This window comes from Geminisphaera colitermitum TAV2 (assembly GCF_000171235.2).
GTDB classification, from domain to species: domain Bacteria; phylum Verrucomicrobiota; class Verrucomicrobiia; order Opitutales; family Opitutaceae; genus Geminisphaera; species Geminisphaera colitermitum.
This window is the reverse complement of record NZ_ABEA03000174.1, coordinates 50896-66632: the sequence shown is the minus strand read 5'-3', so window position 1 is coordinate 66632 and position 15737 is coordinate 50896. Positions and strand designations below refer to the sequence as shown.

Annotated in this window: 11 protein-coding genes; 7 read left to right on the top strand and 4 right to left on the bottom strand. The window is 63.7% G+C overall.

Going from position 1 to position 15737, the window contains the following annotated elements; genetic code table 11:
* Positions 1–49: 49 nt before the first annotated feature.
* The 3 genes from OBACDRAFT_RS19785 to OBACDRAFT_RS31290 form a co-directional block, all read right to left on the bottom strand.
* Positions 50–328: a hypothetical protein gene (locus OBACDRAFT_RS19785; RefSeq protein ID WP_007360514.1), complete on the bottom strand. Its 279-nt coding sequence runs from the start codon at positions 326–328 to the stop codon at positions 50–52.
* Positions 329–427: 99 nt separating this feature from the next.
* Complete coding sequence (locus OBACDRAFT_RS19780; protein ID WP_043588597.1) at positions 428–1717, bottom strand: site-specific integrase; 1290 nt, start codon at positions 1715–1717, stop codon at positions 428–430.
* Between the two features lie 239 nt (positions 1718–1956).
* The gene (locus tag OBACDRAFT_RS31290) at positions 1957–2484 is read right to left on the bottom strand and encodes a S24/S26 family peptidase (protein WP_043588595.1); all 528 of its coding nucleotides are present in this window, start codon (positions 2482–2484) and stop codon (positions 1957–1959) included.
* A 57-nt stretch (positions 2485–2541) separates the two neighbouring features.
* Here OBACDRAFT_RS31290 and OBACDRAFT_RS19770 point away from each other — a divergent pair, with 57 nt between their 5' ends.
* The 7 genes from OBACDRAFT_RS19770 (at position 2542) to OBACDRAFT_RS30910 (ending at position 14191) form a co-directional block, all read left to right on the top strand.
* Positions 2542–3195: a response regulator gene (locus tag OBACDRAFT_RS19770; RefSeq protein WP_043588593.1), complete on the top strand. Its 654-nt coding sequence runs from the start codon at positions 2542–2544 to the stop codon at positions 3193–3195.
* A gap of 26 nt (positions 3196–3221) precedes the next feature.
* On the top strand, positions 3222–3875 hold the full coding sequence (locus OBACDRAFT_RS19765) for an endonuclease III domain-containing protein (protein WP_043588591.1): 654 nt from the start codon (positions 3222–3224) through the stop codon (positions 3873–3875).
* A gap of 154 nt (positions 3876–4029) precedes the next feature.
* Positions 4030–5010 (top strand): LacI family DNA-binding transcriptional regulator, encoded by a 981-nt coding sequence (locus OBACDRAFT_RS19760; RefSeq protein ID WP_043588590.1) that lies wholly within the window; start codon positions 4030–4032, stop codon positions 5008–5010.
* A 134-nt stretch (positions 5011–5144) separates the two neighbouring features.
* Positions 5145–5837, top strand: coding sequence for a DUF1559 family PulG-like putative transporter (locus tag OBACDRAFT_RS19755; protein ID WP_232767419.1), 693 nt, complete (start codon positions 5145–5147; stop codon positions 5835–5837).
* Between the two features lie 65 nt (positions 5838–5902).
* The gene (locus tag OBACDRAFT_RS19750; RefSeq protein ID WP_081722216.1) at positions 5903–7318 is read left to right on the top strand and encodes an autotransporter-associated beta strand repeat-containing protein; all 1416 of its coding nucleotides are present in this window, start codon (positions 5903–5905) and stop codon (positions 7316–7318) included.
* Positions 7319–7324: 6 nt separating this feature from the next.
* Positions 7325–9241, top strand: coding sequence for a right-handed parallel beta-helix repeat-containing protein (locus OBACDRAFT_RS19745; RefSeq protein ID WP_043588588.1), 1917 nt, complete (start codon positions 7325–7327; stop codon positions 9239–9241).
* Positions 9242–9571: 330 nt separating this feature from the next.
* Positions 9572–14191, top strand: coding sequence for an autotransporter-associated beta strand repeat-containing protein (locus OBACDRAFT_RS30910; protein ID WP_043588586.1), 4620 nt, complete (start codon positions 9572–9574; stop codon positions 14189–14191).
* A gap of 237 nt (positions 14192–14428) precedes the next feature.
* Here OBACDRAFT_RS30910 and OBACDRAFT_RS19735 read toward each other — a convergent pair whose 3' ends face one another.
* Positions 14429–15718 carry a glucose-1-phosphate adenylyltransferase gene (locus tag OBACDRAFT_RS19735; RefSeq protein ID WP_043588585.1) on the bottom strand — a complete coding sequence of 430 codons (1290 nt, stop codon included), beginning with the start codon at positions 15716–15718 and terminating at the stop codon, positions 14429–14431.
* Positions 15719–15737 lie beyond the last annotated feature (19 nt).

Here is a 15737-nt window from a genome sequence, read left to right as displayed (position 1 = left end):
CGGGAGGGGGGGCGGCGGCGTCCAGGAGCGTGTCGGGGCCGGGGCGGCGTCAGGTGCGAGCGGGGATTTTGAGTTTTGAGCGGATGTGGGAGGCGACGTCGTGAAGGTCGTAATAGACAAAATGGCCGACCTTGTGAGAGGGAATGAGGCGGAGTTTTGTCCATTGGCGCAGGGTGCGAATGGAGGGTTCGCGTCCGACGGGAAAGATGCCGCCGAAGCGCAAGCCGTGGATGTCCGTCAACGGGCTGGCTGGCGGACGGGTGGCGTTGCTGGCAGAGGCAGGCAGGTGCGTTGCGGTGTCGGGAGGTGTTGTTTTGTCGGTGGGCATTACAAGCTCATGTTGCGCGTCAACCCGGCGGCTTGTCAGGGACGACGGACCGGGGCAGGCGCGGTGTGCCGTCCGCCGGTGCCGGAGCGTGGCAGGGGCTCAGGCGGCGGCGGGCAGGGCGGCTTCATCGGCCTGCGCAGGCGGCGGCAGCGGGGACGGCATGTCCTGCACGATGGCAGGTTTCGGTTCTGTGGCGGCGGCGTGGGCGGGGCGAAGTTTGGGCAGGATGGCAAAGAACGCTTCGGCTTCCTGCGGGCTTTTGACGTCCAGATAGTGGCGGCGGATGATGCGTTCCGAGTTACCCGCCTGCAAAGCGGCGTCTCCGATGGAGCGGAATTTCCCGACGTGCATCGAAATGAATGTGTGGCGCATCACGTCGTGTCCGATGTCGAATTTTTGAGCGATCTTCGCCCGCTGCGTTTTCAGGGACTCGGGAATGATCGGGAATTTTTCCAGCGGGTAGGCGTCGAGCCATGCGGTCAGATTTTGTTGGATGGTGACGGGGCGGCGCATGTTCACCTTGGACACCCACGGTTCAATGATGATGGTGCCGGTGTCGGTGCGCACGTCAGAAGCGGTCAGGCGGGCGATTTCGCCATCCGGCACGCTCGGGCGGATGCCGGCGAACAGGCACAGCGCGTAATAGGGCACGAGCGCGCCGCCGTCGATCTGTTCGACGTGTGCCATCAGTTCCGCCGCTTTTTGCGCGGTGATCGTCGGCGCCGATCCCCGGCAATGTTCGATGTCGTGCGGCTGGATTTTTTCCATCGGGTTGTCTTCGGCTTTCAGCCATTCCCCGCGGTGGCAGGCGAACTCGAAGAGGGTATGCACGAGGGCGCGGCGGTTGTTGAAGGTTTTCAGCGCCACCTCGCCCCGGTTCAGGTAGGTCTCCAGTTCCTGCCGGGTCAGTTCGTGCAGGTGTTTTGGTTCGGGGCCGGAACAAAAATGCTCCAGTAACGCGTCCATCTCGCCTTCGATCGAGTCGAGTTGCCGCTGGCTGATGAGGTTCTTTTTCTGCTCGGCGCGGCGTGCCTCAAGGTAGGTTTCGACCGCGTCGGCCAGCAGGATGTGCGAGCGCGGTTCCTTGTAGTGGCTCAGTCCGTAGTCGGCATAAAATGCCAACGGGTGCGGCTTGTCTTCGAAACGATGGAAGAGCACCTCGGCGAGGCGAACCTGTTCTTCGGTGAGGCTGGTCACGACGGAATGCAGGCTGGCTTGCGTCTGCATCAGTTTCAGGTCGAGCGCGCCGCGTTCGACAAAGGCGGCTTGTTTGTCCTTGAAGTTTCTGCGGATGCGCAGGCCGTGCAGCCAGCCGCTGACTCTCCATGACATGGCTCCGTTGCGATTCGTGAACGGTTTGACGGTGAAGGCGGATTTGCGATTTCTCATTTATCGTGTTGCCGCGTCAACCGGCAACCTGATCGCTTCCCCCTCTCTTTCCCTCTGATGGATGCGGGCGGGACGCCCGCGCCACTTTGCCATCAGCACGATGCCGGCAGGATGCCGCGGTCCCAGTCGCTACCGCGCCAAATCCAACCTTTTCCGCCTGCCCCCCCCCCCCTCGCTAAACAGTTACGAGAGGCCTCCCTACCGTTAAGACGACGGCTACATCTCAACTGAAATGACCCTTACTTGACCGAGTCGTTGGCGAACGATGCGTACACGATGCCGATCAAGTTGACCTCGGTCACCAATTCCGCATCCGGCACCGTATTGTTGAGACCCATCGCCTGCCAGCCGCCCTGCACCGCCTTCAGCAGCCTGTGCACCACCATTCGCCCGGCCCGGTTGCGATAGGCCACCTGCATGCCCGGTTGCAACGTCGCGTAGTCCACCCGTTGCAGCACCAGCACCGTGCGATCACCGTAAACCGGTTGCATCGAATCCCCCGAGCCGATCACCGCAAACCGGTCGGGCCCCGCCGCCGCCACCTTCTCGGCGTCCCGCCACGCCTGCCAGCGACTCACGTCCACCGAAGGCGCGCCGCTCCACTCTCCCGCCACCGACGCCACTCCCGCCGCCGGGCCGGACGGCTCTGATGCGCAGCCGCCCAACCCCACCGCCAAGCCCACGACCAACCCCGCCGCCTGCAAACACGTCGTGTATCGCAAACGTCCATCAACACGGAGCCTCTTATCTGATTTTATGACCATCATTGCGAAATATGCTCGAAAAGCGAAACGCAGGAATCTTCTTAAACCCGCGCCCTGTTCATGAAACGACTCATCATAATAGAGGACCAGACTGCAATCCGCGAAATGCTGGCCGAAATTCTCCGTTCCGATCCCAACTACCAACTCGTGGGAGAGTGCGGTGACGGACAAAGCGCCTGCGCGCTCTGTCTGGAACAAAAACCCGATGTCATCGTCCTCGATGCCAAGCTCCCCGGACTCAACGGGGTCGATGTGCTCCGCCGCATCGAAAAACAACTGCCCAACGTGCGTGTCCTGGTTTTTTCAGGACACGAGAACCCCACCCTCGTCCGCGAAATGCTCGAGGCGGGCGCCCACGGCTTTGTCGAAAAGACAGCCGGCCTGATGGAGTTCAAGCGCGGCCTCGAAACCGTGGCCAACGGCGGCACCTACTTCGGCCCCGCCATCGCCGCCATGCTCCGCATGGTCGTCGCCAACTCCGGCTCCCGCGCCCCCGCCGGCGTCGATTCCCTCACCGACCGCGAACGCGAAATCCTGCAACTCGTCGCCGAGAGCTACACCACCAAGGACATCGCCACCAAGCTCGATATCAGCGCCAAGACCGTGGACAACCACCGCACCAACCTCATGCGCAAACTCAACCTGCACGACGTCGCCAGCCTCACCCGCTACGCCGTCGAGATCGGCCTCATCGAACCCCGCAAAACCCTCTAGCCTCTCCCGGGCCATTCGCGCACGTCATGACCCGCACCGAAATCGCCGCCTACGTCTCCCGTCGCCTCGCCGCGCTTTATCCCACTCCCCCCATCCCCCTCGAACACCGCGATCCCTACACGCTGCTCATCGCCGTGCTCCTCTCCGCGCAATGCACCGACAAGCGCGTCAACCTCACCACGCCCGCCCTCTTCGCCCTTGCCGACAACCCGCGCGACATGGCGCGCCTCACCGTCGCGCAGATCGACGCCATTGTCCGCCCCTGCGGCCTCGCTCCCCGCAAGGCGCAGGCCATCCGCGACCTCTCGCACCTCCTGCTCGAAAAACACCACGGACAAGTGCCGCGCACCTTTGAGGAACTCGAAGAACTGCCCGGCGTCGGCCACAAGACCGCCTCGGTTGTCATGTCACAGGCATTTGGATACCCCGCCTTCCCGGTGGACACGCACATCCACCGCCTCGCGCAACGCTGGTCGCTGACGCCGCTTGGCGCCTCGGTGCAGCAGACCGAGCGCGACCTCAAGGCCGCCTTTCCCGAGACCGAGTGGAACGCCCTCCACTTGCGCATCATTTATTACGGACGCGAACACTGCACCGCCCGCGGCTGCGACGGCACCGTGTGTGAAATCTGCCGCCACATCCACCCCGCTCGCCGCCCCATCCGCACCGTCAGGGCTTGAGCCTGAAACACGTCAACTCAGGTCCCATCCCGCTTCCGTCCGACCTTCCTCATTGGGATTTCAGATATTTCCTCTCGACAGAACATCATTAACGATGCCTTTGTAACGTTACACACAATTTAACGCACAACAATCCGCATCGAACCCACTCTCAATGATCAGCCAACGAGAAATCGCCCGCCGCCTCGGTCTCTCCGTGATGACCATTTCACGCGCCCTCCGCGGCCATCCCGACCTCTCGCCAGCCACGCGCGAACGCATCATCGACGAGGCGACAAAGCTCGGCTATTCCAAGGACATCCCCCCCTCCCCCACCAGCGCCGACACCGAACCGCGCACACGCCGCATGGGACTCGTCGCCTACGGCCCCGACATGACACCCCTTTTCGAGTCCGAAACCCCCCGCCGCATCTACCTCGCCATCCAGCAGGAATGCCAGCACAACGGCGCCGAAACCCTCGTCGAATTTCTCCCCCACCCCGCCGAAACCCCCATGTTGCTCCGCAAAAAAAACGTCCGCGGCATCTTCCTCTTTGGACGCTACACGCCCGACGTCGCCACTCGCTTCAAAGACGTCCCCACCCTCGCCGTCAGCAGCTATATCCGCGACAATCCCCTCCCCCGCATCGTCGCGCAAAACCTGCGCGGTATGCGCGAAGCCACTACGCACCTTATTTCGCTCGGCCACAAAAAAATCCTCTACCTCGGCCTCGACGAAGGTGACCTCACCGAACTCTACCGCGAACGGGGCGACGGCTACATCCTCGCCATGCAGGCCAGCGGCCTCAAACCCGTGCTCCGTTACAACCCCGGTTACGATTTTCGCGCCCAACTTGGCGACATCGGAAAATTCACCGCCATTGCCTGTGCCACCGACGGCGTGGCCGTCGCCGTCCGCCAGCAACTCCTCGAACGCGGCCTCGACCTCCCCGGCGATTGCAGCCTCGTCGGTTTCGATGGCACCACCGAAGGCAGGGAACTCGGACTCAGCAGCTATTCTCCCGACTGGACCATGATGGGCAAAGTCGCCGCCGACCTCCTCCTTTTCCGCCCCCAGGACCTCCTCGGCAAAGCCCTGCACGTCGTCGTGCCCGGTGAATTCATCGCCCGCTCCTCCTCCGTGAAGGCGCGCTGAAATATCTTCACCGCCCCCTCCCCCCCCCCCCCTCCACGCGCGCCCGCCATGTCGCGGCAATATTTTATTTGACAGCGTTCGTAACGCGATTAACGCTACGTAACGTTACAAACATTTTTCCCCTCCCCCATGACATGAACATGCCACAGTCCAACACCTCTGCACACCAATCCCGCGCCTCCTCCGCGTTCACCCTGATCGAATTGCTCACCGTCATTGCCATCATTGGCATCCTTGCCGGCATCATCCTCCCCACCATTGGCAAAGTCCGCGAAACCGCGCGCCGCGCCCAGTGCGTTTCCAACCTCCGCCAAATCGCCAACGCCACCCTCCTCTTTGCCGACGACCACCGCGGCATCCTCCCCGGCGGCATCAAGGACAACTCCAATCACCTCGGCCTCGCCGGTGGCCAGGCAGCTTGGATCAACATCAACAAATGGAACATGCTCGGCACCCATATAGCCCCCTATCTCGGCACCACGCTCCCTGCCGACGCCACCTCCATGCTCATGCCTGCTTTTGTCTGTCCCTCCTTTGTCACCCAGTTTCCTGACCTCGCCGCTAAAACCAACTCGATCGTCTATGCCGTTAACATTTCCAACCTCATCACCGGCAACTCCAACTCCCGACCCTTCGGCAATTCAAACGATAATACCGCCGCGCTCCGCATCGAACAAATCCCTGACCGCTCGCGCACCCTGATGCTGCGCGACAGCGACAAGAAAAAAACCACCGACGCCTCCTGGGACTGCCCGCCCGAACCCGTCCACGGCAACATCCGCAACGGCGTTTATTTCGACGGCCACGTATCCGCATCCAAAATCTGAATACGCCGTGTCCTCCCCCCCTCCCCCCCCGCGCGCATCACAATCCGTCTTTTCTCACCTGAATCATGAACACACACGCCCGCCTCGTTTTAACATTCACAGCCGCCACGCTCTCCCTCGCGTCAACCATCGCGCTCCACGCCGTCGCTTATACCCGCACGACGGGCGGCAACTGGAGTGACGCCACCCTCTGGACACCCACCGGCGGCCCGCCCGGCGCGGACGACACCGCCACCTTTACGCTGGGCAATGCGTCCGCCTCCCTGACGCTGGACAGCACCGGCGCCACCACCATCAAAGACTTCCATGTCGGCTCCACTACCGGCGGCTACACGTTCACCTTTACCTCGCCGGGCAGCGGAAGCACCGGGCATCGTTCCATCAACATCACTGGCACGTTGAGCAAAGCCAACGACACCACCAAGATCGTCTTTGAAAACAGTGCCAGTTCCACCCGTCTGCTCAACGTTTCCATCGGAAAACTCGACCTCGCCACCAACGGCGGCTCCGCCGCCTTTGGGCGCGCTGACGGCACCCGCGCTCTCAACAACTTGACCATCGGTGAAACCATCCTCGGCGGCGGAGGCGGCAGCAACAGCGTCGCGCTATTTCTCAACGTTTCCAACGACTACTCGCTCGGAAAACTCACCTTCAACACCGGCAACAACGCCAAAACGGTTTACCTTGTTAGCAACACTGCCACCGCCGCCGGTTACGCCCGCACCGCCACGGTCAACGGCATCACCGACACCAGCTCCAACGCCACCATCCAAGGCTCAGCCCGAGACACCAGCTCCGACACGAAGAATGCCGCCACCCTTCGTATCGAAACAACAAATACAGAAGATACCTTCACCGCCGCCACCGCCCTCATTGATGGCACCGGTGGCACGCTCGCCCTCCGCAAGACCGGCTCCGGCACCCAGACCCTGACCGGTGCCAGCACCTACACCGGCGGCACCGAAATCGAACAAGGCACGCTCGTCATTCGCGGCCCCGGCACACTCGCCGCCACGGGAGACCTCGCCATTGCCACGGGAGCCTCCTTCGTCACGGCCACGGAAGCGGCCCTCACCCTGCGCAACGCCACCCTCGCCACCGGAGCGATTCTCGGCTTCGACCTCGCCGCCCCCGGCGCCCGCCTCGCCCTCACCAACAACCTCACTCACGACACCGCCCACTCCGCCGGAGGCAACGCCACCTTCATCATAGACTTCCTCGGCACCGGCCTCCTTGACCACGCTTACTCCGGACTCCTCTCCGTTGCCGGCACCACCAACGACTTTGCCAGCGCCACACTCTCCTACAAAAACTTCGGCGCGCAAAACCTCAGCGGCACCCTCACCTTTGCCCAACTCGCCAACGGCTTCACCATCACCGCAGGCAACATTCCCGAACCCGCCCTCACCGCGCTCCTCGGCGGCCTTGCGATCCTCGGCCTTGTCACCCTCGCCCGCTGCCGCCGCATCAACGGAAAATAAACCGCCATGCACCGCCTCCCCCGCCTGTTCGTAATCGCCACACTCCTTGTCGCGACCGCCCGTGCCGCCACGCTTCACGTTGCCCCGCCACCACTCGGACAACCCGGCGCGCCCGGCACAGCCGCCTCTCCCCTCGCCAGCGTGCAAGCCGCCCTCGACCGCGCCACCGCTGGCGACACCATTCGCCTCCGCCCCGGCATTTATTACGAACGCGTCACCTTCAAAACCGGCGGACGCCACAATGCCCCCGTCACCCTCGAAGGCGAACCCGGAGCCATCCTCGACGGCTCCCACACCACCCCGCTCGACTGGCAACCCGCGCCTGACATTGCCCCCGGCGTTTACCGCGCAGCCATTGCCGAACCCGTGCGCCTCGTCACTGTCAACGGCCGCACCGTCACCATGCTCCGCGACGACTGGGTGCGCCCCGGACGCGCCCGCCACGGCACAAACTGGGAATACACCACACTCTTTCGCGACGGCATTGCTGGTTCTGGATGGAACGGAGTCCGCGCCCTCTCACTTTATCAATTCAAAGAAAAACAACTCCTCCTCCGCCTCCATTCCCCCGCTGTTTCCCCCGACGCCCCGCTCACCGGCGAACCCGGCATCACCGACACCGCCCGTAACATCGACCCGCGCCAGCCCGGCATCGACATCACCGTTGGCCCTCCTCCCAACCTCCCCATTGTTCTCATCGACGGCACCGACCGCTGCGTCGTTCGCGGCCTCACCCTTCGCAACGCCGGTGCCGGCGTACTCATTCGCAACTCCCTCGGCTCCGTTGTTGAAGACTGCATCATCGGCCCCGCCGAGGAAGGCATCGCACTCGGTGCCGGGGCCGACCGCGTCACCCTCCGCTTCAACGAAATTTTCTGGAACCCCTACGGCGAAAATCGTCCCAAAGCCAAAGACTCCTGGGACCTCTGGACCGCCAACAAACGCGGCGGCTGGAGTGACAAACACGGCATCAAAATCAACGGTTCCCGGGGCGGCCACCGCATCCATGACAACCTCATCCACCACCACTGGGACGGCATCAGCGTCTCCCCCGGTGACCGCGGCACCGACGGTGGAATGCGCATTCACCACAACCGCCTTTTCACGCTCGTTGACGACGGTTTTGAAACCAACGGCGCGCAGGAAGACAACCATTGGAACGACAACATCATTGATGGCACCCTCTGCGCCATTCGCCTCAAGGCCCCTGACCACGGCCCCTTTTACGTCTATCGAAACATCCTCCTCAACAACAAGGAAGACCTCCGCAACTTCGGGCGCAAAGACAACACCCACAGCCGCGACCCTGCGACCGGCGAATGGAAAACCACCGTTGTCGGCAAAGGCTCTCCTGTGATCCTGCCCGCCGTCGCCTACATTTATCACAACACCGGCACCTCCTCCGCCGCCATCGTTTCCAACTCCGTTTACGGCATCGGCGTCCCCAACTACCATTTTTACAACAACCTCTTTTGGTGCGAAGTCTGGTGGCGCGGCGTCCCCAAGGCCAAGCCCTCGATCCCGCCCAATTGGAAAGGCGACCATAACGTTTACCTCCGGCGCGGCGACAACCCCGCCTGGACCGATGGCGAAGCCCAGGCGCACTCCCTCGGCATTGATCGTCATGGATTTTTCACTACAACGCCCGCCGCCTCCCCTTCCGGTTTTACCAACCCCGATGCCGGCGACGTTTCGCTCCGCGCCGACAGTCCCGCACGCGGACGCGGGGCGGACTTGACCACCCTTTTCGGGAAACCCCTGCCCGGTTGCGAACCGGGATATTTCGAAGGCACCGCGCCCGATGCCGGGGCTCTGCCAGAGGGTCGTCCCATGCCGCGTCTCCCCCGTCTTCGTTCCGAGGTCGAAGCCGAAATGGAACCCGCCGGTTCCTGGCCGGGACCGGACGCACGGCACGTCCGGTAAGGCACACGTCCCCCCCCCCCCCCCTGCATCCCGCCTCCTGCTCGGCCTCACCAACCGCAGCAACCGGGTCGCGCGCGACTCCACCCCGGCCCGACCAACAAGTGATGCCAACGACTGGCTGAACAACGGTTTGATGCCTGCGAAAAGGCCAGGGCTGTCAGGTGGGCGTCAAACTCGCCTGCGTCGCAACGCAGCAGCGCGCGAGCATCATAGGTGAATTTTTCCCCGTAGATTTGCCACAGGGACAGGAGGCCGCTCTCGCGGACGGTAGGTAGTATTATACCCCATACCCGTTTGCGGCGGTGGCTATTACCATAGCCCGTAATAACCATGAACTATAATAGAAAACTTTCCCTATCGCTCGTGGCGCTTGCCGCCCTGATCTTACCCTCGCACTCCGCGCAGTCGCAATCGATTCTCCTCTCGGCCAGTGACTTTGTATTGCTCGGCGGCACGGCGGTGACCGTGGGCGGCGCCGGCCCTGACGTCTTCTCAAACGGAAATGTCGGCGCAGCGGCCTCCATCTCCGGATTTCCTCCTGCCACCGTCGTCAATGGGACAACGATCACCGGCGGCATGATTGTCGGGAATGCTCTCAACGATCTGATCACCGCTCGCAACGCGCTGTCCGCAATGGTCTCCCCGCCCGCCAACAATCTCACCGGCGTAAACGGCGGCGACCTGGCCACCCAAATCCTGACCCCGGGCGTTTATAAGTTCGACGTGGCCGCGTCGCTCTCCCTCAACGGCGTGCTCACCCTCGACGCCCAGGGCAAAAACAACGTCACCTGGGTGATCAACATCGGCACCGCTCTCACCACCGGCGCCAACGCCCAGGTCGTGTTCATCAATCTCGGCTCCAACGGCGGCGCCGACAACGGCCTCTTCTGGAACGCCGGTACCGCCTTCACCTTCGGCGCCAACAACGTGATCGCGGGCAATTACCTGGCCGGCACCGACATCACCTTCGGCACCACCGTCCCCGCCGCCGGCTCCGGCAGCGGCCGCGCCTTGGCTCTGGCCGGCGTCACCTTCGACGGCACCGCCACCATGGATGCGCTCGGCGGCCCCGGCAACGGCGACCTGACCGGCGGACTCGCCTTCGACGACAACGGCAACCTCGTCGCCTCCGGCTACGTGCTGCTCAGCGCGAGCGGCACCTATAGCCAGGGAACCTCCAGCGTCGTTCTCACCCCCGGCCAGATCTATAACACCCCCGGTGTCATCATCGACGGCGACAGTTCGGACACGCTGCTGTCTCCCGCCACCCTCACGGTGTTCCAGACCATCGCGACCCTCACCGGCACCAACACCTACACCGGCGGCACCATCGTTGACGGCGGCACCCTCATCGCCGGCAGCGCCAATCTCCCGACCAACGGCGACATCTCCCTCATCGACAGCAACGCCACCGGCACCGCGGGCTCGCTCGTGCTGGACCAGCCTTCCGACGGCACCCTCGGCGGCGTGATCTCCGGCGAAGGCTCAGTCACCAAGACCGGCTCGGGCATCCTCACGCTCTCCGGCGCCAACACCTATTCGGGCGGCACCACCGTCGACGACGGCACGCTCGTGGGAACCACCACCAGTCTCCAAGGCGACATCCTCAACAACGCCGCCGTCACCTTCGACCAGGCTGACGCCGGCACCTACGCGGGCATCATGACCGGCACCGGCTCCCTCACCAAAGAAGGCGAGGGCACCGTCACGCTCTCGGGTGCCAACACCTACTCGGGTGGCACTACCGTCTCCGCCGGCATACTCGTCGGCACCACCACCAGCCTCCAAGGCGACATCGTCAACAACGCCGCTGTCACCTTCAATCAGGCTACCGCCGGCACCTATGCGGACGTCATGACCGGCACCGGCTCCCTCACCAAGGCGGGCGCGAACACCCTCACGCTTTCCGGTGCCAACACCTATTCGGGCGGCACCACCGTCTCCGCCGGCACACTCGTCGGCACCACCACCAGCCTCCAAGGCGACATCGCCAACAGCGCCATCGTCACCTTCAATCAGGCCACCGCCGGCACCTACTCCGGTGCCATCGACGGCATCGGCTCGGTCACCAAGACCGGTGCGGGCATCCTCACGCTCTCCGGTGCCAACACCTATTCGGGCGGCACCACCGTCTCCGCCGGTTCGCTCGTGGGCAACAGCACCAGTCTCCAAGGCGACATCGCCAACAACACCGCCGTCACCTTCAACCAGACATCCGACGGCATCTACTCGGGCATCATGACCGGCACCGGTTCCCTCACCAAGGAAGGCGCGAGCGTCCTCGTCGTCTCTGGTGTCAACACCTACACCGGCGCGACCACCATCACCGCCGGCACCCTGCAAATCAGCGGTGCGGGCGGCCTCAACGGCAGCAGCGGCATCACCCTCAACGGCGCCACCGCGAAACTCCTCCAGACCAGCACGCTGGCGGGCACTCCTGCGATCACGCTCACCCAAGGCACCCTCGACGGCACCGGCTCGGTCGGCAACGTCACCGTGGGCAACGGCACCGGCGGCATCGTGACCAACGGCAACGGCACCACCGCCTCGCTCACCGTCGCCTCGCTCACCTTTGACGGCGCGGGCACGATCATCCTCAACAAAGCCAACAACACCGGCGCGGTTGCGCTCGCCATCACCGGCGCGCTCACCACCACGCCCGCCAACGGCCAGGTTTCCCTTGACCTGCTCACTGTCCCCACCTGGACCAGCGGCACCTACAATCTGATCAGCTACGGCAGCTTCAACGGACTCGACACCGACTTCACGCTCGCCCCCCTCACCGGCCTCGGCACCCGCCTGACTGCCACGCTCGGCAACACCGGCGCCAACGCCGGCTTCATCACGCTGGCCATCGTCGGCGACACCCCCGTCTGGACCGGCCTGGCCAGCGGCGACGCAACCACCACAGCCGTCGGCGGCCTGCAAAACTGGGCTCTCATCAACGCCGGCACCGGCACCGAATTCCTCACCGGCGATGTCGCCCTCTTCGATGACACCGCCACCGGCACCACCACCGTCGCCATCAACGACAACACCTTCAGCCCGACGAGCACCACGTTCACCAACTCCACGCTGGACTACACACTCACCGGCTCCAACGGCATCAACACCGGCACCCTCGTCAAGAACGGCACCGGCACCCTTACCATCGAGACCCCCAACACCTACACCGGCGGCACCACGATCAACGGCGGCACCGTCGCCCTCTCCGGAGCCGGCACCCTCGGTGCCTCCACCAGCCCGCTCGCCATCAACGGCGGCACCCTCGCCCTCGGCGGCACCAACCAGACGGTTGGCGCAGTCACCCTGGCCGATGGCACCATCGACAACGGCACCCTCACCGGCGACTCCTACACCTCGACCGGCGGCACCGTGAACGCCATCCTCGCCGGCACCGGCACCTTCACCAACACCTCGGGCACCACCACCCTCACCGGTGCCAACACCTACACCGGCGACACCCTGGTCAACGGCGGCACCCTCGTCCTCGACGACGGCTCCGTCAGCGCCACCACCGTCGCCTCCGGCGCGTTTCTCCGCGGCGAAGGCACCATCAACGGTGACCTGTTCAACAGCGGCACCGTCAGCCCCGGCTTCTCCCCCGGCACCCTTATCGTGACCGGCAACTTCACGCAGACCACCGGCGGCATCCTCGTCATCGAGATCGCCTCGGCCGTCTCGTTTGACCAGATCATCGTCAGCGGCTCGGCCTCCCTCGCCGGCACCCTGCAACTCGACCTGCTCGACGGCTACAACCCCGTCGGCCAGTCATTCGAAATCCTTACCGCCGCCGGCGGAGTCACCGGCACCTTCAGCCCCGTCACCGGCAGCGCCGCCATCGACGCCACCGTGACCTACAACGCCAACGACGTCACCGTTTCCTTCATCCAGCTGCCCTTCGCCAGCTTCGGCGAAACGCCCAACCAGATTGCCGTCGCCAACGCCGCCCAACTCGACCCCGCGCTCACCGCCGCCCTCAACGGCGTCCCGACCGCCGCCGAGTTGCCCGCCGCCCTCAACGCCCTCTCCCCGCAAGGCTACCAGATCTGGTCCGACATCGCCTTCGCCCGCTCCCTTTCGCTCAGCGAACGCCTTGCCCGCGATCCCGGTGTCATCTCCGGCCACGACAACTTCTACTTCCAAGTCGGCCAGAGCCGCAACCGCGCCACGGGCGACAGCGACGTCGGCACCGCCTCATTCAAAAGCGACACCGGCCTCGTCGGCGGCGACTACGCCATCGGTGAAAACCTCGTTCTCGGCGGCTTCTTCGACTACACCGAGACCGACGCCGGCCTCGGCTCCTCCGGCAGCAGCACCAAAGTGAAGAGCAAAATGCCCGGCATCCGCGCCGCCTGGAGAAAAGACGCCTGGTTCGCCAACGCCGCGATTGCCTACAGCTTCGACGACTACGAATCCACCCGCTCCATCGCGTTCACCGGCACCTCCGCCACCGCCAAATCCGACACCAACGGACGCCAGTGGCTCATGGACATCTCCGGCGGACGCCGTTTCATTGCCGGCCCCATGACCCTGTCGCCCTTCGTCGGACTGCTGGCCAACGCATGGAAGGCCGATGGCTTCACCGAAACCGGCGCAGGCGCCTTCAACAACAGGGTTGGCGACCAGTCCGCCCACTCGCTGCGCTCGCAACTCGGACTCGAGGCCTCGTTCGACTTCATCATCGGCACCGTCGTCCTGAGACCGCACGTCCGCGGCGCCTGGATTCACGAGTTCGAAAACGACTCACGCTCCATCAACGCCGCGTTCGGCGCCGTCAACTACACCATCGTCACTCGCAAGCCCGAACGCGACAGTGCCCGCCTCAGCGCCGGCCTCGATGCCAGGCTTAGCGAACGCCTCAGCCTCTACGCCGACTACGGCATTCAGACCGGCGACACCACCCGCGTGACCGGCGAATGGAGCGCCGGCCTCTCCTTCCGCTTCTGATTCGTATCCAAAGTCAGGTGACAAAGCCTCCGGGATTTCCCCGGAGGCTTTTTTGCGCCCGCGCACCGGACGCCTCTCACGCAGGACGACACCCCTATCGCCGACAGCGCCCTCCCTCCCCCCCCCCCCCCCTGCGGTCATGACACGCCCCTGATCGCGTCGCGGATTGATCACAACGCGAGAAACGCCAGTTTTCCGCAGGATGGAGGTGGTTTTTGTTACGACCTGCGCGCCCGCTCAGATCACCGTGCCGCCCGGCACCGTCATGCCCTTGGGCACTACGAGCACTCCGTCGCGGATCACCACGCCGTGGGCGTAAGTGCCGTCGGCCTTGCCCTCGGGATTGAGTGTAACGTTGTCACCAATACGCGCATTCTTGTCGATGATCGCGTGACGAATCTTGCACCCGTAGCCGACACCCAGATTGGGCAGATTCTTGGTCTGGTTGACGCGAATGTCGTCCTCACCCTCGTAGGAATCCGCGCCCATCATGACCACGTCCTCCAGCACGCAACCGCCGCGCACGAAGGAGCGAATGCCGATCACGCAACGCCGCAACGTCGCGTCTTCCACGATCGAGCCGTCGCCAAACACCACGTAGTCGAACGTGCAACGGTTGACCTTGCTCGGCGGCAGATAGCGATCCTGCGTGTAAATCGGCGCGCCCGGATCGAAAAAGTTGAACGGCGGCAACGGCTGCGCGAGCGCCAGATTGGCGTCGAAAAACGCCTTCACCGTGCCGATGTCCTCCCAATACCCCTCGAACACGTGCGCGTAGAGACGCTTCTTGCCGAGCAGTCCGGGAATAATCTCCTTGCCGAAATCGGTCATGTCATTGGCCAACGCCTCGGCGAGCACGCGGCGGTTGAAAACATAAATGCCCATCGAGGCCAGGCAGTGTTTCTCCTTGCTCGTGCGCGCCTGCAAACGGCTCTCCAACGCAGCGCTCATGGTGAGACTGTTGATGACCGCCGGATCCTTCGGCTTCTCGGCAAACTGCTGGATCGCCAGATCGTCGCCCACGCCCATCAGACCCAAACCCTCGACCTTCGACACCGGGAACGGGATCGCCGCAATCGTCACCTCGGCGGCGGTGGCGATGTGCTGCTGGATGATCTTGCGAAAATCCATCCGGTAAAGCTGGTCGCCCGACAAAATCAGCACGAACTCGTGCGAGAACGAGCGGAAGTGTTGCAAATTGCGCCGCACCGCGTCCGCCGTGCCCTGATACCAGTCGTTGGTTTTCTCCGTTTGCTCCGCCGAAAGGATGTCCACAAAACCGCCGCCAAACGGATCGAAGTGATACGTGTTCTGGATGTGCCGGTGCAATGAAGCCGTGTGAAACTGCGTGAGCAGGAACACGCGGTTGATGTCCGAGTTGATGCAGTTGCTGATCGGAATATCGACCAGACGGTATTTGCCGGCAAGCGGAACGGCCGGCTTGCAACGCTCCATGGTGAGCGGATAGAGGCGGGTGCCTCGACCGCCGCCCATTACAACTGCGAGAACATTCTTTTGGGTGGTCATGATGAGAAGATGCGAAAGA

Bases quoted from the DNA above. Each gene is read 5' to 3' on its own strand.
- OBACDRAFT_RS19750 (WP_081722216.1), top strand. From the start codon at position 5,903: ATGAACACACACGCCCGCCTCGTTTTAACATTCACAGCCGCCACGCTC.
- OBACDRAFT_RS19745 (WP_043588588.1), top strand. From the start codon at position 7,325: ATGCACCGCCTCCCCCGCCTGTTCGTAATCGCCACACTCCTTGTCGCG.
- OBACDRAFT_RS19780 (WP_043588597.1), bottom strand. From the start codon at position 1,717: ATGAGAAATCGCAAATCCGCCTTCACCGTCAAACCGTTCACGAATCGC.
- OBACDRAFT_RS19755 (WP_232767419.1), top strand. From the start codon at position 5,145: ATGAACATGCCACAGTCCAACACCTCTGCACACCAATCCCGCGCCTCC.
- OBACDRAFT_RS30910 (WP_043588586.1), top strand. From the start codon at position 9,572: ATGAACTATAATAGAAAACTTTCCCTATCGCTCGTGGCGCTTGCCGCC.
- OBACDRAFT_RS19760 (WP_043588590.1), top strand. From the start codon at position 4,030: ATGATCAGCCAACGAGAAATCGCCCGCCGCCTCGGTCTCTCCGTGATG.
- OBACDRAFT_RS19770 (WP_043588593.1), top strand. From the start codon at position 2,542: ATGAAACGACTCATCATAATAGAGGACCAGACTGCAATCCGCGAAATG.
- OBACDRAFT_RS19735 (WP_043588585.1), bottom strand. From the start codon at position 15,718: ATGACCACCCAAAAGAATGTTCTCGCAGTTGTAATGGGCGGCGGTCGA.
- OBACDRAFT_RS19765 (WP_043588591.1), top strand. From the start codon at position 3,222: ATGACCCGCACCGAAATCGCCGCCTACGTCTCCCGTCGCCTCGCCGCG.
- OBACDRAFT_RS31290 (WP_043588595.1), bottom strand. From the start codon at position 2,484: ATGATGGTCATAAAATCAGATAAGAGGCTCCGTGTTGATGGACGTTTG.
- OBACDRAFT_RS19785 (WP_007360514.1), bottom strand. From the start codon at position 328: ATGCCCACCGACAAAACAACACCTCCCGACACCGCAACGCACCTGCCT.